Source organism: Halocalculus aciditolerans, from assembly GCF_014647475.1.
Classification (GTDB): Archaea; Halobacteriota; Halobacteria; order Halobacteriales; family Halobacteriaceae; genus Halocalculus; species Halocalculus aciditolerans.
In genome coordinates this window covers 316,797-342,071 of record NZ_BMPG01000003.1, presented here as the reverse complement: position 1 = coordinate 342,071, position 25,275 = coordinate 316,797, and the positions used below count along the sequence as shown (strand labels likewise).

Annotated in this window: 21 protein-coding genes; 16 read left to right on the top strand and 5 right to left on the bottom strand. The window is 65.5% G+C overall.

Annotated elements, in window-relative coordinates; all coding sequences use genetic code 11:
* Positions 1 to 273 precede the first annotated feature (273 nt).
* From IEY26_RS12670 to IEY26_RS12650, 5 genes are all read right to left on the bottom strand, one after another.
* Positions 274 to 1,905 carry an ABC transporter ATP-binding protein gene (locus tag IEY26_RS12670; protein ID WP_188979485.1) on the bottom strand — a complete coding sequence of 544 codons (1,632 nt, stop codon included), beginning with the start codon at positions 1,903 to 1,905 and terminating at the stop codon, positions 274 to 276.
* A complete protein-coding gene (locus tag IEY26_RS12665) occupies positions 1,905 to 2,939 on the bottom strand; it encodes an ABC transporter ATP-binding protein (RefSeq protein ID WP_188979476.1) in 1,035 nt (344 codons plus the stop codon). Before IEY26_RS12665 ends, IEY26_RS12670 begins: the two co-directional genes overlap by 1 nt.
* Positions 2,936 to 4,366, bottom strand: a complete 1,431-nt coding sequence (locus tag IEY26_RS12660) for an ABC transporter permease (RefSeq protein ID WP_188979474.1) — start codon at positions 4,364 to 4,366, stop codon at positions 2,936 to 2,938. Before IEY26_RS12660 ends, IEY26_RS12665 begins: the two co-directional genes overlap by 4 nt.
* Positions 4,366 to 5,430, bottom strand: coding sequence for an ABC transporter permease (locus IEY26_RS12655; RefSeq protein ID WP_188979472.1), 1,065 nt, complete (start codon positions 5,428 to 5,430; stop codon positions 4,366 to 4,368). Before IEY26_RS12655 ends, IEY26_RS12660 begins: the two co-directional genes overlap by 1 nt.
* 106 nt (positions 5,431 to 5,536) lie before the next feature.
* Entirely contained in the window at positions 5,537 to 7,432 is a 1,896-nt protein-coding gene (locus tag IEY26_RS12650) for an ABC transporter substrate-binding protein (RefSeq protein ID WP_188979470.1), read from the bottom strand.
* Between the two features lie 152 nt (positions 7,433 to 7,584).
* Between IEY26_RS12650 and IEY26_RS12645 the strand changes: the two genes are divergently transcribed.
* The 16 genes from IEY26_RS12645 to IEY26_RS12570 all read left to right on the top strand — a co-directional run bounded on the left by IEY26_RS12645 (position 7,585) and on the right by IEY26_RS12570 (position 25,197).
* Positions 7,585 to 8,061 carry a DUF7529 family protein gene (locus IEY26_RS12645; protein WP_188979468.1) on the top strand — a complete coding sequence of 159 codons (477 nt, stop codon included), beginning with the start codon at positions 7,585 to 7,587 and terminating at the stop codon, positions 8,059 to 8,061.
* Positions 8,058 to 9,014 carry a metallophosphoesterase family protein gene (locus IEY26_RS12640; protein WP_188979466.1) on the top strand — a complete coding sequence of 319 codons (957 nt, stop codon included), beginning with the start codon at positions 8,058 to 8,060 and terminating at the stop codon, positions 9,012 to 9,014. The genes IEY26_RS12645 and IEY26_RS12640 overlap by 4 nt, the downstream gene beginning before the upstream one ends.
* Before the next feature lie 145 nt (positions 9,015 to 9,159).
* Positions 9,160 to 10,011 carry a DUF7260 family protein gene (locus tag IEY26_RS12635; RefSeq protein WP_188979464.1) on the top strand — a complete coding sequence of 284 codons (852 nt, stop codon included), beginning with the start codon at positions 9,160 to 9,162 and terminating at the stop codon, positions 10,009 to 10,011.
* 22 nt (positions 10,012 to 10,033) lie between these two features.
* Positions 10,034 to 10,411, top strand: a complete 378-nt coding sequence (locus IEY26_RS12630; protein WP_188979462.1) for an HAD family hydrolase — start codon at positions 10,034 to 10,036, stop codon at positions 10,409 to 10,411.
* The gene (locus IEY26_RS12625) at positions 10,402 to 11,169 is read left to right on the top strand and encodes a glycerophosphodiester phosphodiesterase (protein ID WP_188979460.1); all 768 of its coding nucleotides are present in this window, start codon (positions 10,402 to 10,404) and stop codon (positions 11,167 to 11,169) included. The genes IEY26_RS12630 and IEY26_RS12625 overlap by 10 nt, the downstream gene beginning before the upstream one ends.
* A 374-nt stretch (positions 11,170 to 11,543) precedes the next feature.
* On the top strand, positions 11,544 to 12,941 hold the full coding sequence (locus tag IEY26_RS12620; RefSeq protein WP_188979458.1) for an ABC transporter substrate-binding protein: 1,398 nt from the start codon (positions 11,544 to 11,546) through the stop codon (positions 12,939 to 12,941).
* A 46-nt stretch (positions 12,942 to 12,987) separates the two neighbouring features.
* Positions 12,988 to 13,878 (top strand): carbohydrate ABC transporter permease, encoded by an 891-nt coding sequence (locus IEY26_RS12615; RefSeq protein WP_188979456.1) that lies wholly within the window; start codon positions 12,988 to 12,990, stop codon positions 13,876 to 13,878.
* Positions 13,879 to 13,962: 84 nt separating this feature from the next.
* Positions 13,963 to 14,832, top strand: coding sequence for a carbohydrate ABC transporter permease (locus IEY26_RS12610; RefSeq protein WP_188979454.1), 870 nt, complete (start codon positions 13,963 to 13,965; stop codon positions 14,830 to 14,832).
* Positions 14,833 to 14,838: 6 nt separating this feature from the next.
* Positions 14,839 to 15,978, top strand: coding sequence for an ABC transporter ATP-binding protein (locus tag IEY26_RS12605; RefSeq protein WP_188979452.1), 1,140 nt, complete (start codon positions 14,839 to 14,841; stop codon positions 15,976 to 15,978).
* 445 nt (positions 15,979 to 16,423) lie between these two features.
* Positions 16,424 to 17,074 carry a helix-turn-helix domain-containing protein gene (locus tag IEY26_RS12600; RefSeq protein WP_188979857.1) on the top strand — a complete coding sequence of 217 codons (651 nt, stop codon included), beginning with the start codon at positions 16,424 to 16,426 and terminating at the stop codon, positions 17,072 to 17,074.
* A gap of 83 nt (positions 17,075 to 17,157) precedes the next feature.
* Positions 17,158 to 19,107, top strand: a complete 1,950-nt coding sequence (locus IEY26_RS12595) for an ABC transporter substrate-binding protein (protein WP_188979450.1) — start codon at positions 17,158 to 17,160, stop codon at positions 19,105 to 19,107.
* Between the two features lie 32 nt (positions 19,108 to 19,139).
* On the top strand, positions 19,140 to 20,354 hold the full coding sequence (locus tag IEY26_RS12590) for a CaiB/BaiF CoA transferase family protein (protein ID WP_188979449.1): 1,215 nt from the start codon (positions 19,140 to 19,142) through the stop codon (positions 20,352 to 20,354).
* Positions 20,347 to 21,201, top strand: a complete 855-nt coding sequence (locus IEY26_RS12585) for an HpcH/HpaI aldolase/citrate lyase family protein (RefSeq protein WP_188979448.1) — start codon at positions 20,347 to 20,349, stop codon at positions 21,199 to 21,201. Before IEY26_RS12590 ends, IEY26_RS12585 begins: the two co-directional genes overlap by 8 nt.
* Entirely contained in the window at positions 21,198 to 22,193 is a 996-nt protein-coding gene (locus tag IEY26_RS12580) for an ABC transporter permease (RefSeq protein WP_188979447.1), read from the top strand. Before IEY26_RS12585 ends, IEY26_RS12580 begins: the two co-directional genes overlap by 4 nt.
* Before the next feature lie 38 nt (positions 22,194 to 22,231).
* Positions 22,232 to 23,110 carry an ABC transporter permease gene (locus IEY26_RS12575; RefSeq protein ID WP_326838285.1) on the top strand — a complete coding sequence of 293 codons (879 nt, stop codon included), beginning with the start codon at positions 22,232 to 22,234 and terminating at the stop codon, positions 23,108 to 23,110.
* Positions 23,107 to 25,197 carry a dipeptide ABC transporter ATP-binding protein gene (locus tag IEY26_RS12570; RefSeq protein WP_188979445.1) on the top strand — a complete coding sequence of 697 codons (2,091 nt, stop codon included), beginning with the start codon at positions 23,107 to 23,109 and terminating at the stop codon, positions 25,195 to 25,197. Before IEY26_RS12575 ends, IEY26_RS12570 begins: the two co-directional genes overlap by 4 nt.
* Positions 25,198 to 25,275 lie beyond the last annotated feature (78 nt).

Below are 25,275 nucleotides of genomic sequence, written 5' to 3'. Positions count from 1 at the left end.
ATGTGATTGTCAGCACACTCTGGAAAACATTTAACGACTAGAGCTAACAATCATAAGCCGGGCGCGAGGGTGTGTCACGACCACGGATCGTGTGGTCCCGCGCTCGTCGGGTGTCCCCGACGTCGACCCAGACATCAGCCGGCGTTCTTCTCTCGCGCCGGCCTTCACCACCAAGGACACCCGGCTCCGTCGACGACCCGCGACCGCTCTGTCTCGACGCCGGTGAACTCTTCGTGAGCGGCCGCTGTGCGGCTGGCCGGCCACGACTGCGGCTCAGCCGTCGGTGTCGCGCTCGGCGACGGTGTCCGTGACGTCGACGTAGTCGGGTTCGTGGCGGAAGCACGCGCTCGTCCGGTCGTCGCCCTGCTCGGTGAGAGGCGGGTGAGAGGCGTCGCAGCGGGAGCCGAAGGCCTCGCGGAGGCGGGCGGCGGCCGCGGCGTCCCGGCCGCGCTCGGCGAGTGAGACGGCGTCGTCGACCACCTCGGCGGCGTCCGCGGGGAGGTCGTGGCCGTCGAAGAGGTCCGCGGCGGTCTCCTCGACCGACTGGCCGGCCGCGTTCGCGCCGACGGCGCGCTTCAGGGCGGCGACGGGCCAGGCCTCGCCGCGGGCGCGGACGCGGAGGACCGCGCGGAACTCGTCGATGGCGCGCCACGTCTCCTCGGGGAGCGTCCAGTCGTCCGGGCGGATTTTCGCGGGGCAGCGGGTGGCGAGCGGGCAGCCGGCGGGCGGGTCGCGCGGGCTCGGCGGCGACCCGCGGAGGGTGACGCGGTCGCCCGTCCAGCCGGACGCGCTCCCGGGAATCGCGGAGAGGAGCGAGACCGTGTAGGGGTGAGCGGGGTCGCCGTAGACGGTCTCGGTGGGGCCGAGTTCGACGATGTTCCCGAGGTACATCACGGCGACGCGGTCGGCGATGTGGCGGACGACGGAGAGGTCGTGCGCGATGAAGAGGTAGGTGAGCCCGAACGCCTCTTGGAGGTCCTCTAAGAGGTTGATGATGCGGGCCTGTACGGAGACGTCGAGCGCGCTCACGGGCTCGTCGAGGACGACGAAGTCGGGTTCGAGGGCGAGCGCGCGGGCGATGCCGACGCGCTGGCGCTGCCCGCCGGAGAACTGGTGGGGGTAGCGGTAGTAGTGTTCCTCGGCGAGGCCGACCTGGTCGAGGAGGGCGAACGCGCGGTCGCGCCGGAGGTCGTCCTTCCCGCGCGCGATGGTGACGTCGACGGCCGGCGCGCTCGCGGTCGTGTCGGCGGTGACGCTGACGTCGGCGGCGTCGAGGGGGATTGCGTCGCGGACGGACACGGTCGGTGCGCCGTCGGCGAGTGAGACGGTGATGTCGGCCCGGTCGCCGTCAGCGGGCGTGACGGCGGCCCCCGAAACCGTCGCGTCGGCGTGGTCGACCGCGACGCGGAGGAACGGCCAGTCGTGCGTTTCGAGGGGTTCGCGGATGATTTCACCGACCGTCATCCGGTCGTTCAGGCTCTCCTGTGGGTCTTGGAAGACCATGCTGACGCGGCGCTGCCACGCGCGTTTCTCCGCGCCGGCGAGGGCGGTGACGTCGCGGCCGCCGGCGGTGATGGTTCCGTCGGTGGCGTCTTCGAGGCCGAGAATCGTCCGGCCGAGCGTCGTCTTCCCGCAGCCGGACTCGCCGACGAGCCCGAGCGTCTCGCCCGGGTAGATGTCGAGGGAGACGCCGTCGACGGCCTTCACCGGCGGGCTCCGCGAGAGGAGAGAGTCCTCGTCGTAGTACGTCCGCAGACCGTCGACGGAGACGACCGGCTGGGCCGGTTCGCGGGCGACGTCGGATTCCGTGGCCGGTGTCGCCTCGGATTCCGTGCCGAATCGGGGAGTCGTACTCGGTTCGGAAGTTGTGTCTGGTTCGGGGGTCGTGTCTGGTTCGGGTGTCATCAGGTGTCACCTCCGTCGGTGTAGTCGGGGTCGTGGAGGAGGCAGGCGGCAGAACGTCCAGCGGAGGAGGAGTCGGCGGCAGAGCGGTCAGTGGCGGAGCGTTCGGCGGCGGCGTCGCCGAGCGCGACGTGGGCGGGGGCGACGGCGTGGCAGTCCGGGAAGGCGTCGGGGCAGCGCGGCGCGAACCGGCAGGACTGCGCGGGCGCGGTGGGCGTGGGGACTTCGCCGTCGATGGCCGGGAGGCGCTGGTCGGGCGGCGTGCGTCCGGGGATGCTCTGGAGGAGGGCGCGCGTGTAGGGGTGGGCGGGGTCGTCGAAGAGCGTGCGGGTCGGTGCGCGCTCGACGATTTCGCCCGCGTAGATGACGTTCACGCGGTCCGTGGCGTCCTCGATGACGCCCATGTCGTGCGTGATGAAGAGCACGGCGAGGTCCTGTTCGTCCTGGAGGTCCTGGAGGAGGTCGAGTATCTGCGCCTGGATGGTGACGTCGAGCGCGGTCGTGGGTTCGTCGCAGACGAGGAGGTCGGGGTCGCAGGCGAGCGCGGTGGCGATGACGGCGCGCTGCTGTTGGCCGCCGGAGAGCTGGTGTGGGTACTCGTTCACGCGGCGGGCGGCGTCCGGGATGCCGACGGCTTCGAGGAGGTCGACGGCGCGCTCGGTCGCGGCGCGCCCGCGGAGGCCCTGGTGGATGCGGAGCGCCTCCGTAATCTGGTTCCCGACCGTGTAGACGGGGTTGAGGGCGCTCCCGGGGTCCTGGAAGACGATGGAGATGTCGCCGCGGTGGCGGTCCCAGTTGTCGTCGGTGAGGTCGTCGCCGCGGAAGTCGATGCGGCCGGCCTCGATGCGGCCGGGGCCGTCGACGAGGCCGAGGATGGCGCGGGCCGTGACGGACTTCCCGCTGCCGGATTCGCCGACGAGCCCGACGGTCTCCCCGGCGTGGACGTCGAAGGAGACGCCGTCGACGGCGTGGATGGTTTCGCGCTCCGTGTGGAAGACGACGTGGAGGTCGTCGACGGAGAGGAGCGGGTCGGTCACGCGCCACCTCCGCGGCCGCCGGCCGCGCCGTCGGTCGCCGCGTCGGAGCGCGGGTCGATGGCGTCGCGGACGCCGTCGCCGAGGGCGTTGAAGCCCGTGACGACGAGCGTGATGAGGAGGCCGGGGATGAGGGAGATGTGCCACGACCCCGTGCTCACGTAGTCCTGGCCGAGGTTGATGGCGCGCCCCCACTCGGGCGTCGGCGGCGCGACGCCGAGGCCGAGGTAGGAGAGCCCGGCGATGGCGATGATCGCGCCGCCGAGCGTCATCGAGCCGTAGATGAGGAGGTAGCCGGTGATGTAGGGGAGCATGTGTTTGCGCATGACGGCGAGCGGGCGCTGGCCGAAGCTCCGCGCGGCGTCCACCCACTGGCGTTCGGCGACCCGGAGGGCGGGGCCGCGGAGCGACCGCCACATGTACGTCCAGCCGGTGAACGCGAAGATGAGCGCGAGGACGAACCCGCCGCTGTAGATGCCCCCGACCCACGTGCCGGAGAGGACGGCGGTGAGCATGATGAGCAAGAGAAGCTGTGGCATCGCCATCACGGCGTCGGAGACGAGGACCATGCCGAGGTCGACGCGGTCTCTGTAGTAGGCGGCGACGAGGGCGAGGGAGGCGGCGATGCTCGCGCTCAGGCCGACGGAGAGCAGGCCGATGACGAGCGAGATGCGGGAGCCGACGACGATGAAGGTGAAGAGGTCGCGGCCGGTCGGGAGCGTGCCGAAGGGGTGGAAGCGGCCGTAGTCGTCGTACTGCATCGGGAGGACGCGCTGGGGGTTGTCGCCGCGGGACTGCGAGTCGAGATTCGCTTCGCCGACGAGGACGGTGTCGACTTGGTTCGCGTCGGCGTTCCAGTACTGTATCTCGTGGGAGTAGGAGTTCCGCATGTTCTGGTCGACGGTGGTCGGGCCGAGCGTCGGCGCGAACACGGCCATGACGACGAACGTGCAGACGACGAAGAGGCCGAAGAGCCCCCAGCCGTGCGAGCGGAAGCGGTCGACGACGTCGTCGCGGGGCGTCCAGTCGGCGACGCGGTACTCGCGGCGGTAGAGCCGGTAGCCGATGACGGCCCACGCGCCGATGCAGGCGGCGTAGGCGTAGACGAGGGCGACGCGGACGCCCCAGGCGACGCCGGGGCGGAGGCCGAGGAACGTGCCGACCCACCGGCTGCCGTTCCAGTACCCTTGGTTCGGGACGAGCTCGCGAGAGAGGAGGGTCGGGACCTGCGCGGTCGCGTGTTCGAGTCCGGCGACGAACGCGGTCCCCGGGAGGGATGCGGCGGCGAGCGCGTCCGCGAGGAAGCCGACGGCGAAGTTCGCGGCCGCGCCCGCTTCGAGCGCGAAGAGGAGGACGCCGACGGCGGCCCACGCGGTCGCGGCGTCCGCGGAGAGCGCGCTGAATTCGGACCGGGCGTGGTCGCTCGCCATCAGTTCCCCTCCAGGCCGACGCGCGGGTCGATTATCGTGTAGAGGAGGTCCTGCACGAGGTTGACGCCGACGATGAGGAGGATGAAGACGTACATGAGCGTGCCGACGAGCGGGAGGTCGCCCTGGACCGCCGCCTGGTAGAAGAGCGACCCGATGCCGTTGATGCCGAAGACGGTTTCGACGAGGACGCTCCCGCCGATGAGGAGGAACGCCTCGCTCGTGATGATGGGGACGAGCGGGATGAGGGCGTTCCGGAGGACGTGCTTCCAGACGATGGCGCGGTCGGAGACGCCCTTGGCTTTCGCGAAGTCGACGTAGTCCTCGTTCCGGACTTCGAGCACGGCGGTGCGGCTGATTCGCATCTCGTTCCCCATGGAGGCGGAGCCGAGGACGAGCGCGGCCGGGAGGACTTTCTTTATCGCGGCGAGCGTCGCGTCCGGGTTCGTGAAGAACGCCATCGGTCCGGTGGTGAGCGAGAGCCAGTCGCCCGCCATGTAGCCGAGGTTCGGGCTGCCGGTGAGCGCGTCGAGGTCGACGCCGAGGGACTGCCAGTCGACGCCGACGATGGCCTGGGAGTTGCTGAGGACGGCGAGGAGCATGATGGCGAGCCAGAAGTTCGGCATGGCGCGCCAGACGATGCCGCCGACGGACGCGAGGTAGTCGGACGACGTGTTCGACCGCATCCCGGCGAAGAAACCGAGCGGGATGCCGATGCAGACGGCGATGAGCACGGACCAGAAGCCGAGCCAGAGCGTCCGCGGGAGGAAGTCGAGGATGAGCGCGTTCACGCTCGACCCCTGGTAGAGCAGCCACGTCTGCCCGAGGTCGAAGAAGAGGAGGTTCGTCATCCAGTCGAGGTAGTGCTGGAACGGCGGCTGATTGAGGCCGAGTTGCGTCTGTGCGGCCTCGTAGGCCGCGGGGTTCCGCACCTGCCCCTCGCTCAGCAGTCGCGACGCGGGGTCGACGGGGCCCATGAAGATGATGAACCACGTCATGGACGCGCCGAGCCAGACGACCGGGACGCTCAGGAGGGCGCGTTTGCCGAGGTAGGCGAGCTTACTCATCGGTCTGTGCGAGTCGGTATCGCGTTCGAATCACCGTGCGTCTCATAGATAGCTGGATAGGCGAGTAGTGCGGCCGGTCGGCGGCCGCGGCGGCGTTCGGCCGGGGTTACCGGCTGAGCGTGGCGTCCGTGAACGTCTGGTTCTCCATCACGCCGTACATCTCGACGTCGACGTAGTCGTGCCAGAAGCGCTGGCTCGTCGGGTGGACAGTGGGGAGCTCCTGGACGGACGCCCAGTTCATCTCCTCCACGGTCTGGAACGCCTCGTTCTTCGACTGCTGGGTGGCGTCGTCGGCGGCGTAGTTCTCCTCCCACGCCTGCATCGCGGTCTGGCGGTACTCCTCGGTGTAGTAGCTCCCCTCCGCGCCCCAGCGGGTGAACTGCCCGGAGGGGCTGTCGCCGTAGAGGAAGCGAAGGAAGTTCTGGGGGCCGGGGTACTCCATGCCGTCGCCGAGCGCGAACACCTGCATGTCGCCGGAGATCGCGCGGCTGATGATGGTGCCGAACTCGGCTTCCTCGATGCTGATGTCGATGTAGGCGGAGCGGAGTTTCGCCTGGAGGCGCGTGAAGACGGAGGCGTACGCGCTGTTCCCGGAGATGGTCGTCGCCGTGAGGGAGAAGCGGTTGTTCTCACCGTAGTCGGCGTCCGCCATGACGGCGCGCGCGTCGTCGAGGCGGGTCTCGCCGTAGCCGTAGGGGTAGCCGTCGGCACCGAACGCCGTGTTTGACTGGTAGCCGGATTCGGCGTGGCGGTCGTAGGTCTCCGTGCCGGAGACGCCCTCCTCGAAGGTCGGGTAGGGCGCGGGCGGCGTGATGTGGTAGCCCGCTTTCGCGTTCCCCTTGTAGACGTTCTCGGCGATCTCGTGCTGGTTCATCGCGTACGCGAACGCGCGGCGGACGGGGAGCGGGACTTCGAGCGTGTTGAAGACGAGGTACTCCGTCCTGAGCGCGGGAATCTCGCCGTAGTTCACCTCCGTGCCGTCGTCGAAGGTGTACGTGCCGACGGAGCGGTTCCCCTTCGTCTCCGCGATGGACACGTTGTCGGGGTTGAACGAGGCGGTCGGCATCGACTCCAGGATGTCGGCGTTCCGGTTCTTGAAGCGCTGGAGGCGGGTGTTCCCGCTGCTGACGACCGTGTACGTGACGCCGTCGAGGTTCGGAGTCTCGCCGTAGTAATCCTCGAACGCGGTGAGCGTGATCTGGTCGCCTTTCGTCCACGAGTCAACCTGGTAGGGGCCGAGGCCGGCGTACTTCGGGCCGCCGTTCGCCGTGCTGAAGAACTCGTTGTACGTGTACTGGCCGTCGTAGCCCTCGACGTCGCCGACGGCGTTCTCGGGGAGGACGGCGAACGCGCCGCCCGCGATCTGGTAGAGCGCGTACTGGAAGGGGGAGGCGAGCGTGAAGCGGAACGTGTGGTCGTCGACGGCTTCGACGGCGAGGGAGCCGGGGACGTAGTCGGCGAGCGTCTCCTCGTCCTCCGGCGCGGTCCGAGCGGCGTCCTTCTCGTGCTCGATGGTCATCGTCTCGCCGATGATGTCGTCGCGGTTCCGCGAGTTCTCGGAGCCGGCGAGGCGCTCCCACGAGTAGACGACGTCGTGCGCGGTGAACTCGGATCCGTCGTGGAACGTGACGCCCTGTTTGAGCTGGAAGGTGTAGGTGAGACCGTCGTCGGACATCGAGTAGTCCTCGGCGAGCGCGGCCTCCGGCGGGTAGAGGCCGTTCCGGAACTCCATGAGGGAGCGGCCGTACTGGTCGTAGCCCGCGCCCGACCCCTTCGCGTTGATGGGGTCGAGCGTCTGGATGGAGCCGGACGCCATCATCTGGAGTGTCCCACCGGCTGACGTCGTCCCTTCGGTGGTCTCCGTCTCCTCGTCGCTCGTCTGCGTGCTGTCCGTCGACGTCGCCGGCTCCTGTGACGGCCCGCTCTGGCAGCCGGCGAGCGCGGTCACCGCCCCCGCCCCGGTGGCGGCGAGAAAGCCTCGTCGAGTCGAATCCCCAGTCATCACTCGTCCATCACTAGCTTCGACGTATGAAGACTGCTATGACCCGAATTGAGGCGCTCATAGCCCCCACAAGCACTACATAGCCCTACTGTCGGCTCTAAAGTATCAGACTAGTGGAAATGTATTTGTGCGGTCGGGAGAACCCTCTGGTGATGTCGAACGCTACGAGCGCCTCGGGGAACGCCTGGGCGCGAACGCTCGAAGAGGCGACGACGATGGCCGACGACCTGCGCGCGGACGGCTGGGAGGTCGTCACCGTCCGCGCCGGCCACGTCGCCCCGGAGCCCCCCGGGCACGGCGACACGGGCCGGTTCGGCTTCGTCTACCTCGCGCAGGGCGACGACGCCGCCGGGGTCGAGCGAGCCGTCAATAGCGGAACCTTCGACGCCTACGCCGTCTTCTCCCGGCAGGAGGGAACGAGCAAGTTCATCGTCACGCGCGTGACCGACCGCGACCGGCGGCTCGCCGTCCTCCTCGTCGGCACCGTGAATCTCGCGGACGCGAGCGCGCTCGCGGCCGCCGCCCACGAGCGCGAGGTGATGTACTCGCACGTCGCGCTCCTCGACGGCACGCACCTCGCGGCGTTCCGCCACGACGACCCCGCCGACTTCCTCCCGGAGGACGCATGAAGGAGACCGTACCGCCGACCGGGAGCCTCATGGCGCGCCTCGACCACCCGCGCTCCGCGACGCCGACGCGGTTCGCCGTGGTCTCCGACCCCCACGTCGCCACGCGGAGCGAGGGGACGTCGAAGCTCTTCGAGCACACCGAATCCCACCTCCGCGCCGCCGTCGCGGACATCAACGACCGGGACGTCCACGCCGTGCTCTCCCCCGGCGACCTGACGAAGGACGGCGAACCCTGGAACTACGACGCCGTCGACGCCGCCCTCGCCGACCTCGACGCGCCCCTCTACGCCGTCCCCGGCAACCACGACGTCCCGAAGGAACGCGACGACCACGACACGATTCCCGTCGCGTCGTTCGCGGACCGGTACGCCGACGGCGACCTCCCCTTCCACGTCACCGTCGGCGGCGTCGACATCGTGGGGTTGAACTCCGCGGGGAGCCGCGACCGACTCTACGACAGCCACGACGGCGAAATCGACGACGACCAGCTCGACTGGCTCGACGGCGTGCTCGACGGCGTCGACGACCCCATCGTCCTCACGCACCACAACCTCCCGGCGATGAGCGACCAGCTCCGCCGCCACCGCGACGCCGTCGAGCCCGAGATGCACATGCCGCCGATGACGCGGAACGTCGACCCCTTCCTCGGCGCGCTCGCCGCCGTCGACCACCCGCTCCTCCTCACCGGCCACCTCCACCTCCCCTCCACCGCGCGAATGCGCGGCGTCCGAGAAGTCATGTCGCCGACGACGTGTTCGTTCCCGCAGTCCTACCTCGTCGTCGACGTCGACGAGACGGGAACGACCATCGCGCTCGTCCCCGTCGCGGACGCCGACGACCTCGCGATGGCCCACGCGCGCCGCACCGCCGACTCGACGACGTCGCGCGGGCTCACGACCATCGCCGCCGCCCGCCTCGCCGCGTTCCCCCTCGTCGACGAACACGCGGACTAACACGGGAAAGCTCGAGGACTCGACCGCACCTCCGCGTCGCGTGGCGTGGCGCGTCGACGACGGTGTGCGATAGCGGCCTCAATCGACCTATATACTACTCCTAGCAAGGTACTCCAAGCCCGCCGAGAGAGCAGGGAGCATGAGGATGGGGACAAATCGCCAGACGGTATCCGGAGCTCGGACCGTCGAGACGGACGTCGTCGACGCCGCGAAAGCCCGCGTCGAGCACGAACGAGGAGTCATCGACGCGGAACGCGACGCGTTCGCGCAGTTCCGCAAGCGCGTCGACCGACTCGCGCCCGACGGCGCGAAATCCCGTGAGTCGGTCACGCCCTCGCGGTCCGCCGCGCGAGCGACGATGCTCGACGGGAGCGAGAGCACGGGACAGTCGGCGCTCGCCGCCGTCCGAGACGCCTACCGAGAGACCGTCATGGCGACCGCCCACTACGACGCCGACTACGGCGACACGTACGCGGAGAGCCTCGCCGCCGAGTTCGGTCCGGAACTCGCCCACGGCCTCATCGGCGACGGCGGCTTCCCCGCGATCCTGCGAGAACGCCTCCTCGCCGCCGTCGACTCCGCCGTCGAGAACCGACAGCGCGTCCGCGCGACGCTCGACCGCGAACACCGCGCGCTCACCCGCGCCGGCGAGACGCTCGCCGAACTCCGCGAGGAGGTCGCCGCCATCGACTCCCGCCCGTTCTTCGACTGCGACCCGGACGAACTCCGCCGCCTCCGCGCCGACCTGACCGCGCTCGACCGCCAGTGCGACCAGCTGGCGGCGAGCCGACAGTCCGGCGACCTCCACACCGCCACCACCCTCCCGCACGCGAACGACCACTGCTCGCTGAGCGACCTCCTCTACGACGACCTCGACGTCCAGTTCCCGGTGCTCTCCGCGACCGCGACGACGAGCGAACGCATCCACGACGCCCGCACCCGCGTCGAACGCGCACTCACCGCGACGAGAACCACCGAACGACGACACACGGCGTGAACTGCCCCAGACGTGAGCGGATATGTCCCAGCAGCTACGCGACCCGATCTCGACGAGACCGTCTCTCTCCGGCGGGACGGACCGTTCGAGAGCCCTCAACGGCCTCGACGCGCTCGAGGCCGTCAGTGTTCCGACCGTGTGCGTGACAACTCGGGCCACACAGACGACCGAGCACCACGCGGAGCGTCTCCGTGTTGCCGGCGTCGACGGGGTTCCCACAGACGCGCTCACGTCGGCCGACATCGCAGCGGCAAGTCTACTCGGTGAGACCCAACCGGGTATCGGTACGGATTATCGTCCCGACGTCACCAGGGGCGCGGACGCGTCGGCAGTCCCCGACTATCGACCCGATTCGCTGGCCGCTTCCGACACCGCCTTGAGAGGATTGGAATGCGGGTAATTGCTCACCGCGGCTTCGCTGGCGTCGCTCCCGAGAACACCATTGCCGCGGCACGGAACGCGGTTTCCCTCGGTGCTGACACTATCGAGTTCGACGTCGTCGCTACCGCCGACGGCACGCCAGTCGTCTTCCACGACAGCCGCCTCGATGACGCTGGCGAGAGCCGAGGGCTCACCGATGCCTCGGGGCGGGTCTGTGAGACCGACACCACGACGGTGACGAGCGCGACGGTACTCGACAGCGGACAGACAGTTCCCGCACTCGCCGATTTTATTTCGGCCGTCCCCGCCGGCGTCGGACTCAACGTCGAACTCAAAAATCCCGGCCGCAACGACCTCTGCCCGGGACCACTGAAGCAGAAGCATCGCCGGGCCCGCCGGGAGGTGTGGGCCCCGTTCGTTGACCGCGTTCTCGACGTACTCGCCGGCGTCGACAACGCAGTCCTATTCTCTTCGTTCTACGAGGGTTCACTTGAGGCCGTTCGCGACTACCGACCCACCGCGCGGGTGGCTCCCCTGTCGGACGACTTCGCGGCCGCCCGCCGGATGGCCCGCCACCTTGACGCCGACGCCATCCATCCGTCGCTGTCGGGGCTTCGTGACGCCGACGCGACGCGCTCTTTGGACCGTCCGTGTAACGTCTGGACAGTGAGAGACTGGCAGCACGCTGCGACGGCCCGGCGACTGGGAGCCGACGGGCTCATCACAGATTATCCGGGACTACTCGACTGGCCGACTGATTCACGAACGTCTGAGTGAACGATACCTGGTACTCGATGCCGACTTGCCTACGTGGCCAGGTTTTCTCCTCGGTTCTGTACGACCGCCAGCCGACTAGGAGTTGGTCCGTCTCTTCGGGAGACTGCGCAGTCCAGAAGAGGGGTGTCCTGAGTCGTCATAGGCGAGTGTCGAGCTCGAGAACGACCACTGCTGGTCGAAGGGCATACGTCGCGTACGACGTCTCCTCCGACTCCGTGAAGGGGACGTAGCGTGCCGTGACGTGGCTATCGGCGGTGCGAGACTGACGAGCTACATAGCAGATAGGAGTGATTTATAGCGGCACCCTCCTCTTCACCTCGGTACGTATCATTCATAGCAGAGTTCTTGATGGAATTGGTGAACTGTCTTGTTGAATGAGGAGATGTGATACTAGGCGGAGGTTTATCCAGGGTGCAGGCGCAGCAACCGTCGCGGGTCTCGCCGGTTGTTCCGGGCGAGGCGGCAACGACAGCGGCGGTGATTCTGGCGGTGGATCTGGGGGTACGACTGTCGGTTCGAGCGGTGACCAGTCCGTCACGATCCAGTTCTGGCACGCGATGGGCGGGGACCTCGCCAAGCGCATCGACGGTATCGTGAACGACTTCGAGGAGCAGTCCGACGGCATCACCGTTGAGACCACCTCGCGAAACAGCTACCGCGACAACCTTAACGCGACGACGTCCGCGGTTTCCTCAGGCAACCCGCCGGCGCTCTCACAGATCTTCGAGATCGGGACGCAGCTGGCGATCGACAGCCAGGCGTTCGTTCCGGTCGAGGACATCATCCCGAGCGACCGCATCAACTTCGACAACTTCCTCGACCCGGTGCTGGATTTCTACAGAGTCGACGGCAAGTTGAACTCGATGCCGTTCAACTCCAGCAACTCGATTATGATGTATAATCGCGATGCCTTCGAGGAGGCGGGGCTGAATCCCGACGACCCGCCGAAGACGTTCCAAGGGGTCCTTGACGCCTCGAAGACACTCACGAGTGAGGGCGTGGTCGACAAGGGCCTCACCGCCCCGAACCACTCGTGGTTCGTCGAGGGGTGGATGGCCGAGCAGGACCAAGTGCTCGTCAATAACGACAACGGTCGGAGCGGCCGGGCCACCGAGAGCTACCTCACGAGCGACGCCGCCAAGAACGTCTTCGAGTGGTGGACGAACCTCTACGACGAGGGGCAGTACCTCAACCCCGGTATCGAGGCGTGGAGCGAGGCCCAGCAAGCGTTCTTAACGCAGAAGACCGGGATGATCATCTACTCCACGTCGAGCATCGCCCCGATGCAGCAGGGTGCGAAGGACAACGGCTTCACGCTCGACACGGCGTACCTCCCGAGCTACGAGGGCCAGCGGACGGGGGTGCCGATCGGGGGTGCCTCGCTGTGGGTCCCCAAGGGGCTTTCCGATGCACAGCAACAGGCAACGGCTGAGCTCCTCCTGTACATGACCCAGCCCGAACAGCAGGCCACCTGGCACAAAGGCACCGGCTACTTCCCGGTCCGCAAGGAATCTATCAGCCAACTCGAAGACGAGGGCTTCTACGAGGAGAACCCGGCTTTCCGAACGGCGATCGATCAGCTCAACGAAACCGAATCGACGCCCGCGACCAGCGGGGCACTTGCGGGCCCCTTCCCCGAGGTGCGGTCGGTCATCGAAGAGGGATACGTCAGCATGATTCAGAACGACGACCAGACCGTCGACGACACCCTGAGCGATATGAAGAGCGACGCCGACGAGATCCTCCAGAACTACGCGAATAAGGTCTCGTAATCGCCGGGCAGTGAAGGCGCGTTGACCACCGTTCTTTGTCACGATAATGCCTGATTTCAACAAACCGTACGAGTCGAATTGGCAGGCGTTCCTCCTGCTGTTGCCAACGATCGCAATCCTCGCCGCGTTCCTCTATTATCCCGGTCTCAAGACGTTCCGGCTGAGCCTGTCCCAAACGATCCTGTTGGGGGCACAGAAGACCTTCGTCGGGCTCGACAACTACGCGACGCTCGCGACCTCCGCGGCGTATCACCGAAGCTTCGCGATCTCGGTCCTGTTCGCCGTCGTCGTCGTCATCGGAACGCTCGTTATCTCCCTCACGGTCGCGTACCTGCTCTTCAACGTTGACGTCGGGTCGTCCACGTACCTGATCGCCGCGGTCTGGCCGTATGCGCTTCCGACGGCCGTCGCCGCATCGGTACTCCTGTTCCTCATGCACCCGACGCTGGGCATCTTCACGCACTATCTCGAACTGGTCACCGGAATCGAACTGGACTGGTTCACGAACGGGCCACAGGCGTTCCTGGTAGTGGCGCTGGCCGCCATCTGGAAGCAGTTGGGTTACAACATCATCTTCATGGTGGCGGCGCTGAGCAACATCCCGAAGGCGTTGACTGAATCTGCCGAAATCGACGGCGTTGGGCACCTGAAGATGCTGTATCGGGTCTACGTGCCGTTGATGTCGCCGACGCTCGTGTTCCTCGTCGTCATGGACACGATCTACGCATTCTTCTCGACGTTCCCGCTGGTCGACTTGATGACGAGCGGCGGGCCTGACGGCGTGACGAACCTGCTGATCTTCAAGCTCTACCGCGACGCCTTCGAGTTCAGCAGCCTCGGACTCGCCTCCGCGGAGTCTGTCGTGCTGTTCGTCCTCGTCGCGATACTGATGTACGTCCAGTTGCGGATTTCGGAGAACTACACTACGTACGCATGACAATGACCGGACCCACACCCCGACCGAACTCGGACCGCCGACCGACGCTAGGGCACCCGCACAGCGCAGGCGAGGTGAAGTGAGATGGCGACGCAGACGACACCCGAATCGGGGCTCGAACGGTTCCTACCCGGAGACGTAGACGCCGAGCGAGTGCTCGTCCACGGCGGCATCATCTTCTCGATCCTCATGATGGGCTTGCCGCTAATCTTGGCGCTCATCATGAGCACCCAAAACACCACGGAGGTCTACCAGACCACGAACCTCGGCATCGGGAGCCAGGGGCTCTCGAACTACCGGGAGGTGCTCGTGGATTACGGGTTCGGCAAGTACATCATCAACTCGATCGTGATGTCGCTGATCATCGTGGTCGGGAAGGTGACGCTGTCCCTGTTCGCCGCGTTGGCACTCGTCTACTACCGGTTCCCCTACGAGCGCGCCGTGTTCATGTTCATCCTGCTCACGCTGCTGCTGCCGGTCCCGGTCCGGATCGTGCCGCTCTTCGACCTGATGGCACAGTTGGGCTGGGGCAACACCCTGATGGCCATCACGGGACCCTACATCGCCAGCGCGACCGCGGTGTTCCTGTTCAGACAGCACTTCATGTCGATACCGGCGTCGCTGGTCGAGAACGCGCGACTCGACGGCGTCGGCCCGCTGACGTTCCTCTGGCGCGTCCTGATTCCGATGTCGAAGGGGATGATCGCGGGCGTGTCGGTGATTACCTTCATTTACGCGTGGAATCGCTACCTCTGGCCGCTCATCATTATGACCGACCAGAACAAGCAAGTCGTGCAGGTGGGTGTCAGATACCTCCAAGCGGCATCGCAGTCCGGGCTCACGAAGTGGGGGATCATCATGGCTGGCGCTGTGTTAGCGCTTCTACCGCCGCTCGTAGTGCTAATCGTCATGCACCGCCCACTGCAGGAGACGCTAACCATCCAACAGAAGTAGCCACACATGTCAGATATAACCATGACTGGGTTGACGAAACGATTCGACGACGTAACGGCGGTCGACAACATCGACCTGGAGACCCACGACGGCGAGTTCCTCGCTCTCGTCGGCCCGTCCGGCTGCGGGAAGTCGACGACGCTCCGCATGATCGCCGGCCTCGAAAGCATCACGAGCGGCGAGCTGAAGATCGGCGGTCAGGTTGTCAACGATCTCGAACCGAAGGCCCGGAACGTCGCGATGGTGTTCCAGAACTACGCGCTATACCCGCACATGACGGGCTCGCAGAACATGAAGTTCGGGATGAAGTCCGTCAGTGACTACACGGACGAGGAGATCGACCAGCGCGTCCAGGACGCGGCGGACATTCTCGACATCCCCGATCTGCTCGATCGAAAGCCCGCTGAGCTCTCCGGCGGGGAGCGCCAGCGCGTCGCCATCGGCCGCGCGATTGTCCGCGAGCCCGATGTCTTCCTGCTCGACGAGCCGCTCTCCAACCTCGACGCGAAACTCCGGGTGCAGATGCGGGCCGAGCTGCTGCAGATCCACCGCGAGATCGACGCGACGACCCTATACGTCACACACGACCAGACGGAGGCGATGACACTGGGCGACCGTGTCGCCGTCCTGAACGACGGTCACATCGAGCAGGTGGACCCACCGCAGGCGCTGTACGACTACCCGTCCACCCGGTTCGTCGCGGAGTTCATCGGGAGCCCCGCGATGAACACCCTCCCGGTCTCCCTGCAGTGGGAGGGGCACGCAGTGGACGCGGTACACGACAGCTTCGAGCTGTCGCTGCCGAGAGCCGAGACGTTCGACGCGCGCCCGGATTCGGGAATATTCGGCGCTCGCCCCGAAGACATCTCGCTCGTACGGAACGTTGAGGAGGCCACACAGACGTTCGAGGCAGAGGTAACGGTGACCGAACCACTCGGCGAGTCGCTACTCTTGCACTGTTCCGTCGGCGACGACGAACTCCGCGTCAAGGCCGAGGCGCGGAGCACGATCGAAGTGGGCGACGTCGTCGAACTCACCGTCGATGAGGACCGATTCCACGTGTTCGATTCAGCGGGAGAGGCCATCTACCACTCCTCGCCACGGCAGGCGTCCGACGAGGACCGTGTGAACCCCCCGGAGCTCTGACAGCGTGTGGCCGATCGTCCATCGAGGCCGTATGGCGGACCTCCCCTAGAACACGCGCGGCGTTCCACGAGTCGCCGTCGTCGAGGTTCGTTTCCCGTAGAAGGACGTGTTCGACTCGTCGATGATCGCCTGGCCAGGTACGTTGTACCGCGACGACGAGCGAACGCATCCACGACGCCCGAACCAGCGTCGAACGCGCACTCACCGCGACGAGAACCGCCGAACGACGACACACCGCGTAGAGCGCTCGAAACGCGGCGAGGCGCGTCGCCGCAACGCCTTCCAAACCGTCCGGCTTCGACGAGTCGGTGACGTGCAAAGCCTGTCACCGCATGGGGCCAAGCAATCAACGGCGAGGCGATGAGCGACGAAGCTTTATGGTGGCATGTGACAGTCTTAATCCCTCATGCTGCGCGTGGAGTTCCGAACAGCCACTACTGGAACAATGGCCGGTCTCGCGTCACAAATCGCGTCCGTCCAGAGTATCGAGCTGGACAACGCGTTTTACGTCGAGGATGGGAAGTGGATTGAGTCGTTGACGATTTCGGCGACGGATCCGTTCGACATCGAGGAGGCCATCGGGGGGATTTCCGGTGCGACGCATTTCTTCAGCCGGGAGGTCCCGTCGGGCCCGACCAACATACACGTCCGTCGAGTCACGCTGTTGGCGAACGAATCGTATCCGTTCATTCTGGGGCTGGTTCTGCGCGCGGAGGCGATACCGAATCGGATCGTGTGGACGAAAGACATCTTCGAGGTGGTGTTGACGACGCGGACGTGGGAGGAGTTTCGAGGCCTCGCGGACGAAATCAAGGAGGCGCTAGGGATGTTTGACCTGCTGAGCGTGAACCAGATCGAGTCACCGGGCGAACCGCTCGATAGTGGCCGGTTGACCGAGGTGATGGTAACGAAGCTCGCGAACGAACAGTTGGAGACGTTGGAGACGGCATATACGATGGGGTATTTCGAAGTCCCGCGCGAGGCGTCGGCGACCGACGTCGCGGACGAGTTAGGGGTTGCGCAGTCGACGATGAGCGAGCGACTGCGGACGGCGGAGCGAAACCTTCTGGAGATTATCTACGGCCCGCAGTCGTAGCCATCCCCACTTGAAGAACGATAAGTATCGGCGTCCTTCGGGAATATCATGAATGTATACACCATTGTTTGAGTAGGTGTATCATGGAGTCGAAAGACCATGACAGACAGGATGGCGGGGAGAACAGCAACGGATGGAGTCGACGCAGCTACCTGACGGCCGCGACGGTCAGTACGGCGAGCTTCGTGGGACTCGCGGGCTGTAACAGCTCGAGCGGCGAGAGCGCGGGAACGACGGGCAACGGCGGTGGAAAAGACCAAGAGGCACAGGTCCCGGAGGGCGTCCCGGGCTCCGTCGAGACGAAATACTGGCACGACTGGGCGACCATCGACGCCGAGAGCCCACCACTCGACTACACCGCGAAGGCGGGCGCAGCGCTCGACCCGATACCGATGGAGTTCTCGAGCGAGGACGACCCCTGGATGCGCGAACACGCGCTGATGATGCAACGGGCCGCCCAAGACCTCGGGGCACCCGTCGAGCTCAACGACCGTCCACTCAACCAACTGTACGCACAGAGTTGGAATACGCCCGGGCTCGAAGCCGTCGTTTCCATGAGCACGCACGGCCCGGACCCCCAGCGCGGCCTCGACCCGAACCCGCTCCTGATGCGCCGGCATAAGGAGAACCCCTCGAACTACGACAACTACTACAATCCCGAGCTGAACAAGCTCCTGGAGAAGCAGCGCACGATCACCGGCGACGAAGAGAAGCGGAAGGAGGTTGTCGCGGAGGCGCAACGTGAGTTCGCGGAGGACGTCGGCGGCATCATCTCACTGTTTCCCGACGTCATCACGGCGGTGAACACGAACAAGTGGAGTGGGTACGTGAAGACGCCGGGGAACGGCCCGACCGGTGACTCCTTCCAGTGGACGGAAGTCAATCTCCAGCCGCAGGCGGACAGCACGGAGTTCGTCAAGGGGGTGACGACGTCGATGAACTCCCTGAACCTCCCGTGGGCTGCGGGTGGAGCGGAGGAGAAGCGCCTCAAGTACATCTACGACGGACTGTTCGACGCGAACCCCGACCTCGAAGTCGTCCCCGCGCTCGCAACAGGCGGCGGGTTCGTCGACGACACCACTGTCGAACTCGACCTCCGTGAGGGAGTGACGTGGCACGACGGCGAGTCGTTCACCGCAGAGGACGTGAAGTTCACCGTCGACCTCTACAAGAACCACTCCTCAACTAGTCAGGTCGCGTTCTACGAACCGATCGAGAGTGCGGAGGTGCTCGGTGAACATAAGGTCCGGTTCAATCTGAAGTACGCGGACGCCGCGTTCATGACGCAGCGCGTCGTGCGCAGCGTCATCATCCCGAAGCACAAGTGGGAGAGTGTCGACAGTCCCGCGAACCACAACCCCGAGAACCCGATCGGGACCGGCCCGTTCACGTACGAGAGCTGGGACCAGGGCTCTCAGTTCAAGGTCAGCAGGAACGAGGGACACTGGATGTTCGACGAGAGCTGGCGCGCCGAGCACCTCGGCGACCAGACCGCGTCGGGTCCGGGTATCGACGGCGTGATCTGGGTGAACGTCGGGAACGTGGACACGATGCTCGGTGCCCTGAAGCAAGGGAAGGTCGACGCAATCGGAACCACGCTCTCGAACAGCCAGGCCGAGCGGGCAGCGAGCACCAGTGGCATTGAGAAGATGGTGACAGAGAACTTCGCGCCGCTCGACGCGAAGCTCATGCAGTCGTGCCCCCTCATTCGCGACAAGGAGTTCCGCGTCGCGTTCGCGAAATCCATCGACAAGAAGGGATTCGTCGACGAAGTGCTTCTCGGGAAGGCGACAGTCCCGAACGGGGAGAACCCGATCTCTCCGATCACACCGTGGAACACCGAGGACACGAAGAACTACTCCTACGACCCCGAGGCGGCGAAGACGATTCTCAGAAAGGCGGGGTACACGTGGGATTCCGACGGGAATCTCCGCTATCCGAACGGCGAAGCGTGGGCTGCGTTCGTCGAGCGGATTCAGAACGGAAACACCCACAAACGCCGGACGGACCTCGGACAGTCCGACTTCTCCTAACCCCCTGTTCCCCATCTCTATCCATTCATACGATGAAATCAGAAACACCGCTCGATGGAATCACCGTCGTCGACGCCGCGAGCCTCTACGCAGGCCCGCTTTCCGCGATGATACTCGGGGACTTCGGTGCCGACGTCGTCAAAGTTGAACATCCCGAGCACGGAGACGCCCTCCGGGACTTCGGCGACTACCCGGAAGACCTCTCCTTCAAGTGGGTGAACCGGAACAAACAGAGCGTTCCGCTCGACCTCCATGAACCCGAGGCGCGAGAGGTATTCCGGGAGGTCGTCGCAGACGCCGACGTGCTCGTGGAGAACTTCCGCCCCGGAACCCTCGAAGAGTGGGGTGTCGGCTGGGAGACGCTCTCTGAATTGAACGAGGACCTCGTGATGGTTCGCGTCACGGGGTTCGGGCAGACCGGCCCGTACAGCGACCGACCCGGGTTCGGGACGCTCGTCGAGGCGATGAGCGGGTACGCGTATTCGACCGGCCAGCCCGACGGCCCGCCGACGCTCCCGCCGACCGCGATGGCGGACACGGTGAGTGCACTGCACTCCGCGTACGCCGTCATGATGGCGTTATACTGGCGGGATACGCAGGGAGGCCACGGCCAGTATATCGACACCGCAATCCTGGAGACGATGTTCGGTGTGCTCGGCGACCACGTCGTCGAGTACGACCAGAGGGGAATCGACCACCGCCGCTCCGGCAATCGGAGCAGCCGGACCGCTCCGCGGAACACGTACCAAACGAAAGACGACCGCTGGGTCGCCATCTCCGGGAGTTCTCCGAGCATCGCCGACCGGATTCTCCGAATCGTCGGCGGCGACGACCTCGCCGAGGACGAGCGGTTCGCGACGATGGAGGGCCGCCTCGAACACGTCGAGGAGCTCGACGAGGTCATCCAGGACTGGATGCGCGAGCACACTCGCGAGGAAGTCGTCGAAATCTTCGAGGCACACGAGGCCGCGCTCGGCCCCGTGAACAACATGGCCGACGTCTTCGACGACGAGCACTTCGACGCCCGCGACGCCATCGTTCGCGTCGAAGACGGCGAAGACGATGTCGCGATGCGGGGCGTGTTCCCGAAGCTCTCCGAAACACCCGGCCGAATCGACCACTCCGGACCTGAGAAGGGCGAACACGCTATCGACGTCATCACCGAGCACACGGACCGCTCTGCCGAGGAGGTCCGTCGACTCGCCCGGGACGGCGTGACGTCGCTCGGAGGGGATGAGAATGACTAACCGACTACGCCGGTCGTTCCTCTACACGCCCGCCGACGACGCCGGGATGATGCGGAAGGCCGCCGAGTCGAATGCTGATGCGATAATCTTCGACCTCGAGGACGCAATCCCGACTGACGCTATTCCAGCGGCACGAGACAACCTCGCCGCCGTGCTCGACGCTACCGACTTCGGGGAGCGGGAGGTCTGCGCGCGAATCAACGGCCTGCAAACCGACGACTGGGAAGGCGACCTCCGCGCAGCTACCGACGCGGGCGTCGACACAATCATCCTCCCGATGATTGAACGACCCGAGCAGTTGACGGCCGCCGTCGAGGGCGTCCGTGAGGCGTCCGATAACGTCCCGGAGTTCATCCCGACTATCGAGACGCCGCGCGGTCTGTTTAACGCAGATGAGATTGCCGAACGCGGCCGGGAATTCGACCGAGTGACGGGGCTCTCGTACGGGTTCGGCGACTACACGAACGCCATCGGGGCCACGGGAAAGCCCGCATCGATGGAGGCGTTCGTTCGCCAGACCGTCGTGAGCGCCGCAGCACTCGGTGGACTCGACCCGCTCGCGACCGTCTATCAAGATTTCAACGACACTGAGGGGCTCCGCGAGCACGCCGCGGCCGCCCGAGAGCTGGGCTACATCGGGCAGAAAGCGATTCATCCAGCGCAACTCGAGACGCTCAACGAGATGTACACACCGACACAGGACGAAGTCGACCGGGCACGCCGGTTCGTCGACGCCTTCGACGGTGCCGACCGTGATTCAATCGTCGTCGACGGCGTCTTCCTCGACACCGCGATCGTCGAGCAGTACCGCACAGTGCTCCGTCGCCACGAAGAGGTGGCAGGATGAGCGGGTTCCGCCGATTCCTCCTGAAACGCCTCGCCGTCTCCGTCGTGCTCACGCTCATCGCCGTGACGGTGATCTTCGTCGTGCTGCGGATGCTCCCCGGGACGCCGTTCGAGGCGCTCATCACGGCCGGCAATCTCAGCGACAAACAGGTTCAGGAGATCATGGCGATGTACGGGCTGAACCAGCCGCTCTGGAAGCAGTACCTCTCGTACATGCAGAGTCTGCTCACGTTCCAATTCGGGTACTCTATCCTTCGGAGCCGTCCGGTCTGGGAGATACTCGGGCCGAAGCTCGTGAACACGCTCGTCCTCCTCGTTCCGGCGCTCGTTACCACCGCGGTCCTGAGCTCCGCTCTCGGCATGTACGCCGGATGGAACCGCGGGAGCGCGACCGAGAAGGCGAGCATCATCGCAACGACGTATCTCCGGTCGACGCCCGTGTTTATCACGGCGATTCTGTTCCTGATCGTGTTCTCCTACCAGCTCGGCCTCGTACCCGCGTTCGGGATGCGCTCTATCACTGCGTCTCCCGAAGGCTGGTACCAGACGTACGTCTCACTGGACTTCCTCCATCACTACATTCTGCCGTTCTCGGTCGCCGTACTCTTCTACAGCGGTGACTTCCTCCTGCTCGCGCGTAACGGCGTCGTCGAGAAGAAGGGCTCAGAGTTCCTGAAACTCCACAAAGCGAAGGGGCTCACGGAGACCGAACAGCTAGCCCGTGCGGGTCGGAACTCCATGCTCCCCATTCTCACGTACTTCGCGCTCCGCCTCGGCATGATCTTCCAGGGCCTCATTCTCCTGGAAGTCGTGTTCGCCTGGCCGGGCATCGGACGCGGGCTCGTCCTCGCCATTCAACAGCAGGATTATCCGCTCGTGCAGGCCGCGGTGTTCATCATGGCGCTGGCCGTCATCATCGCGAACCTCCTCGCCGACGTCCTCTACGCGTACTTCGACCCCACTGTCTCGACGAGCGGAGGTGGTGCGGCGTGAGCACCGACTCGCAGAACGGAGAGGTCCTATTCGAGCGCGTGAGCGCCGCTCGGTCGGCGCTCGCCGACCAGCTCGCGTTCCTCCGACAGGATAGGCTCGCACTCGGTGGTGCCGTCGTCATCGCGTCGTTCGTGCTCCTCGGGCTGTTCGGGCCGCTCCTCGCGCCCCACGATCCGATCAAGTACGACGTCACCACGGCCAGCGGTGAAGTCATGCGCCTCGCCGCACCGAACGCGCAAGCGTTCCTCGGGACGACGGCGTACGGGAAGGACGTGTTCAGTCAGTTCCTCGCCGGCGCTCGCCCGACACTCATCGTCGGGCTGCTCGGCGGTCTTCTCACCGGCTTCCTCGGGTTCCTCGTCGGACTCGTGAGCGGCTACTACGGCGGCTGGGTCGACGAGATTCTGATGCGGTTCACGGACCTCACGTTCTCTCTCCCGTTCATGCCGATGGCGCTGTTACTGTTGACGTTCATCACACCGAACATCTGGGTCATCACGTTCGTCATCGCGGCGTTCCTCTGGAAGATGCCCGCACGGGTCGTCCGCTCGGAAGTGTTGTCCGTCCGCGAGCGGACGTTCGTGAAGTCCGCCCGCGCTAGCGGCGCGAGTGACCTGCGAACGATGTCCCTGCACGTCGCACCGAACGTCCTGCCCATCGGCTTCCTGTACACTGCGTACGGTATCGCGTGGGCGATCACCGCACAGGCGAGCCTCGCGTTCCTCGGCTTCGGCGACCCGACGATGACGAGCTGGGGGCGGATGCTCCGCATGGTGTTCGACTCCGGGAATATCCGTATCGCGTGGTGGTGGGTGCTCCCACCGGCACTCGGCATCGCCGCCGTCACGACATCGGTGTTCCTCGTCGGCCGCGCCTACGAGGAAGTCATCAACCCCGAAATCCAGACTGACCAATGAGCCTGCTCGAAGTCGAGAACCTCGAAGTGACGTACGGCACGAAGAACGGGAAGGTACACGCCGTCAACGGCGTCTCCTTCGATATCGACGAGGGAGTGAACTACGGGTTAGCCGGCGAGTCCGGATCCGGGAAGTCAACCGTCGCAGAGGCCGTACTCGGCCTCCTCCCGGATAACGGGACCGTCGAATCCGGGAGCGTCCAGTTCAACGGCAAGGACCTCACGTCTCTCTCCCCGACGGAGCGCAGAGAAATCCTCTGGGAAGACATCGCGTACATCCCGCAGAGCGCGATGGACTCCCTCGACCCCGTCATGAGCACGGGCGCACAGATCCGGCAAGCCATCCAGACACACCGGGATGTCTCCAAATCCGACGCCCGTGAACGTGTGCGTGAGCTATTCGACATCGTCGGACTCGACCCCGGTCGAATCGACGACTACCCCCACGAATTCAGCGGGGGGATGCGCCAGCGTGTCACCATCGCGATGGCGCTCGCGCTCGAACCGGACCTCATCATCGCCGACGAACCGACCACGGGTCTCGACGTCATCGTCCAAGACAAAATCATCGATAAAATCCTCGAAATCCAAGAACGCATGGACAGTTCCCTCATGCTCATCACGCATGAGATCGGCGTCATCGCCGAGACGTGCGACGAACTCTCCATCCTCTACGGCGGGAAAGTGATGGAACAAGGGAGCGTCGACAACGTCCTCATAAACCCGACGAACCCCTACACGATGGGGCTGAAGAACTCCTTCCCGGAGATTGACGAGCTCGCGGACGACCCGGTCTCCATCCCCGGATCACCGCCGAACCTCGACAGCAAGCCATCCGGATGCGTGTTCCAAGAACGCTGCCCGTTCTCCACTCCGGAGTGCGAAACCGAACATCCGGACTTCGTCGACCTCCCGAACCGAAACCACCGCTCCGCGTGCCACCACGTCAATCGCGCCGCGACGATGCGTCAGGACGCCACCGAACCCGACACGTGGGGTATCGAAGAAACCGAGCCCGCGGACTCCGACGTCGGCGACGTAATCCTCGAGACTCGCGGTCTCGAGAAACACTACGAGCAGAGTCAGAGCCTCCTGAGCAAAGTCCGAGGGGAGAGCGCGGACTACGTGCGAGCCGTCGACGGCGTCTCACTCTCCGTGCGGAAATCCGAAGTGCTCGGGATCGCCGGAGAATCCGGCTGTGGGAAATCGACTCTCGGAGAAACGATCGCGCTCCTCGAAGAGCCGACGGGCGGCGAGGTCGTGTTCGACGGCGAACCACACGAATACTACCAAGACGGGAATATGAAGGAGTTCCGCCGGAAGGCGCAGATCATCTTCCAAGACCCCTTCGACTCGCTGAACCCCCGACAGACCGTCCGCCAGCTCGTCGGCGAGCCGCTCACCATCCACGACTACCGGACAGACGAACGCACCGCCGCCGTCACGGAAACGCTCGAAAAAGTCGGCCTGACACCCGCAAGCCAGTTCCTCGACCAGTACCCGCACGAACTCTCCGGCGGGCAGCGCCAACGCGTCGCCATCGCTCGCGCACTCGTGCTCGACCCAGAATTCCTCATCTGCGACGAGCCGGCGTCGATGCTCGACGTCTCCCTGAAGGTGAACCTACTCAACCTCCTCCGCGACCTCGCAGACACCGAAGCCATCGGCATCGTCTACATCAGCCACGACCTGGCGAGCCTCACCCAAGTCTCGGACCGCCTCGCCATCATGTACCTCGGACGCATCGTGGAGGAAGGCGGCGTCGACCGAATCGCGAACCAGCCGAAACACCCCTACACGGACTCGCTGCTGTCCGCAGCCCCCGAGAAAGACCCGTCGGTCGCACGTGATCGAGTGCTACTGGATGGCGAGCCACCCGACCCCGTCGACCTCCCGTCCGGCTGTGCGTTCGCCCCGCGATGCTCGAAGGCGACCGACGACTGCCGCCGCAGCGAGCCCGACCTCGACGCCGCCGGAAACGACACGCACACAGCCGCCTGCTACTTCCCCGCCGACGAAACCGCCGAGAGAGACCACCCCACAAGTGTCGACAGTTCGGGGACGGAGGGAGAGTCAACGAGCGACTGACTCCCCATCCGAACACCACCCCTGCGTCCCCCGAGAGACAACTCGACTTGGATACCCTGTGCGGACGAGTCCGAGTCG

What these genes read in the sequence shown, in the direction of transcription:
- IEY26_RS12670 (WP_188979485.1), bottom strand. Translation starts at nt 1,905, where the DNA reads ATGACACCCGAACCAGACACGACCCCCGAACCAGACACAACTTCCGAA.
- IEY26_RS12660 (WP_188979474.1), bottom strand. Translation starts at nt 4,366, where the DNA reads ATGGCGAGCGACCACGCCCGGTCCGAATTCAGCGCGCTCTCCGCGGAC.
- IEY26_RS12655 (WP_188979472.1), bottom strand. Translation starts at nt 5,430, where the DNA reads ATGAGTAAGCTCGCCTACCTCGGCAAACGCGCCCTCCTGAGCGTCCCG.
- IEY26_RS12650 (WP_188979470.1), bottom strand. Translation starts at nt 7,432, where the DNA reads ATGACTGGGGATTCGACTCGACGAGGCTTTCTCGCCGCCACCGGGGCG.
- IEY26_RS12645 (WP_188979468.1), top strand. Translation starts at nt 7,585, where the DNA reads ATGTCGAACGCTACGAGCGCCTCGGGGAACGCCTGGGCGCGAACGCTC.
- IEY26_RS12640 (WP_188979466.1), top strand. Translation starts at nt 8,058, where the DNA reads ATGAAGGAGACCGTACCGCCGACCGGGAGCCTCATGGCGCGCCTCGAC.
- IEY26_RS12635 (WP_188979464.1), top strand. Translation starts at nt 9,160, where the DNA reads ATGGGGACAAATCGCCAGACGGTATCCGGAGCTCGGACCGTCGAGACG.
- IEY26_RS12630 (WP_188979462.1), top strand. Translation starts at nt 10,034, where the DNA reads ATGTCCCAGCAGCTACGCGACCCGATCTCGACGAGACCGTCTCTCTCC.
- IEY26_RS12625 (WP_188979460.1), top strand. Translation starts at nt 10,402, where the DNA reads ATGCGGGTAATTGCTCACCGCGGCTTCGCTGGCGTCGCTCCCGAGAAC.
- IEY26_RS12620 (WP_188979458.1), top strand. Translation starts at nt 11,544, where the DNA reads ATGAGGAGATGTGATACTAGGCGGAGGTTTATCCAGGGTGCAGGCGCA.
- IEY26_RS12615 (WP_188979456.1), top strand. Translation starts at nt 12,988, where the DNA reads ATGCCTGATTTCAACAAACCGTACGAGTCGAATTGGCAGGCGTTCCTC.
- IEY26_RS12610 (WP_188979454.1), top strand. Translation starts at nt 13,963, where the DNA reads ATGGCGACGCAGACGACACCCGAATCGGGGCTCGAACGGTTCCTACCC.
- IEY26_RS12605 (WP_188979452.1), top strand. Translation starts at nt 14,839, where the DNA reads ATGTCAGATATAACCATGACTGGGTTGACGAAACGATTCGACGACGTA.
- IEY26_RS12600 (WP_188979857.1), top strand. Translation starts at nt 16,424, where the DNA reads ATGGCCGGTCTCGCGTCACAAATCGCGTCCGTCCAGAGTATCGAGCTG.
- IEY26_RS12595 (WP_188979450.1), top strand. Translation starts at nt 17,158, where the DNA reads ATGGAGTCGAAAGACCATGACAGACAGGATGGCGGGGAGAACAGCAAC.
- IEY26_RS12590 (WP_188979449.1), top strand. Translation starts at nt 19,140, where the DNA reads ATGAAATCAGAAACACCGCTCGATGGAATCACCGTCGTCGACGCCGCG.
- IEY26_RS12585 (WP_188979448.1), top strand. Translation starts at nt 20,347, where the DNA reads ATGACTAACCGACTACGCCGGTCGTTCCTCTACACGCCCGCCGACGAC.
- IEY26_RS12580 (WP_188979447.1), top strand. Translation starts at nt 21,198, where the DNA reads ATGAGCGGGTTCCGCCGATTCCTCCTGAAACGCCTCGCCGTCTCCGTC.
- IEY26_RS12570 (WP_188979445.1), top strand. Translation starts at nt 23,107, where the DNA reads ATGAGCCTGCTCGAAGTCGAGAACCTCGAAGTGACGTACGGCACGAAG.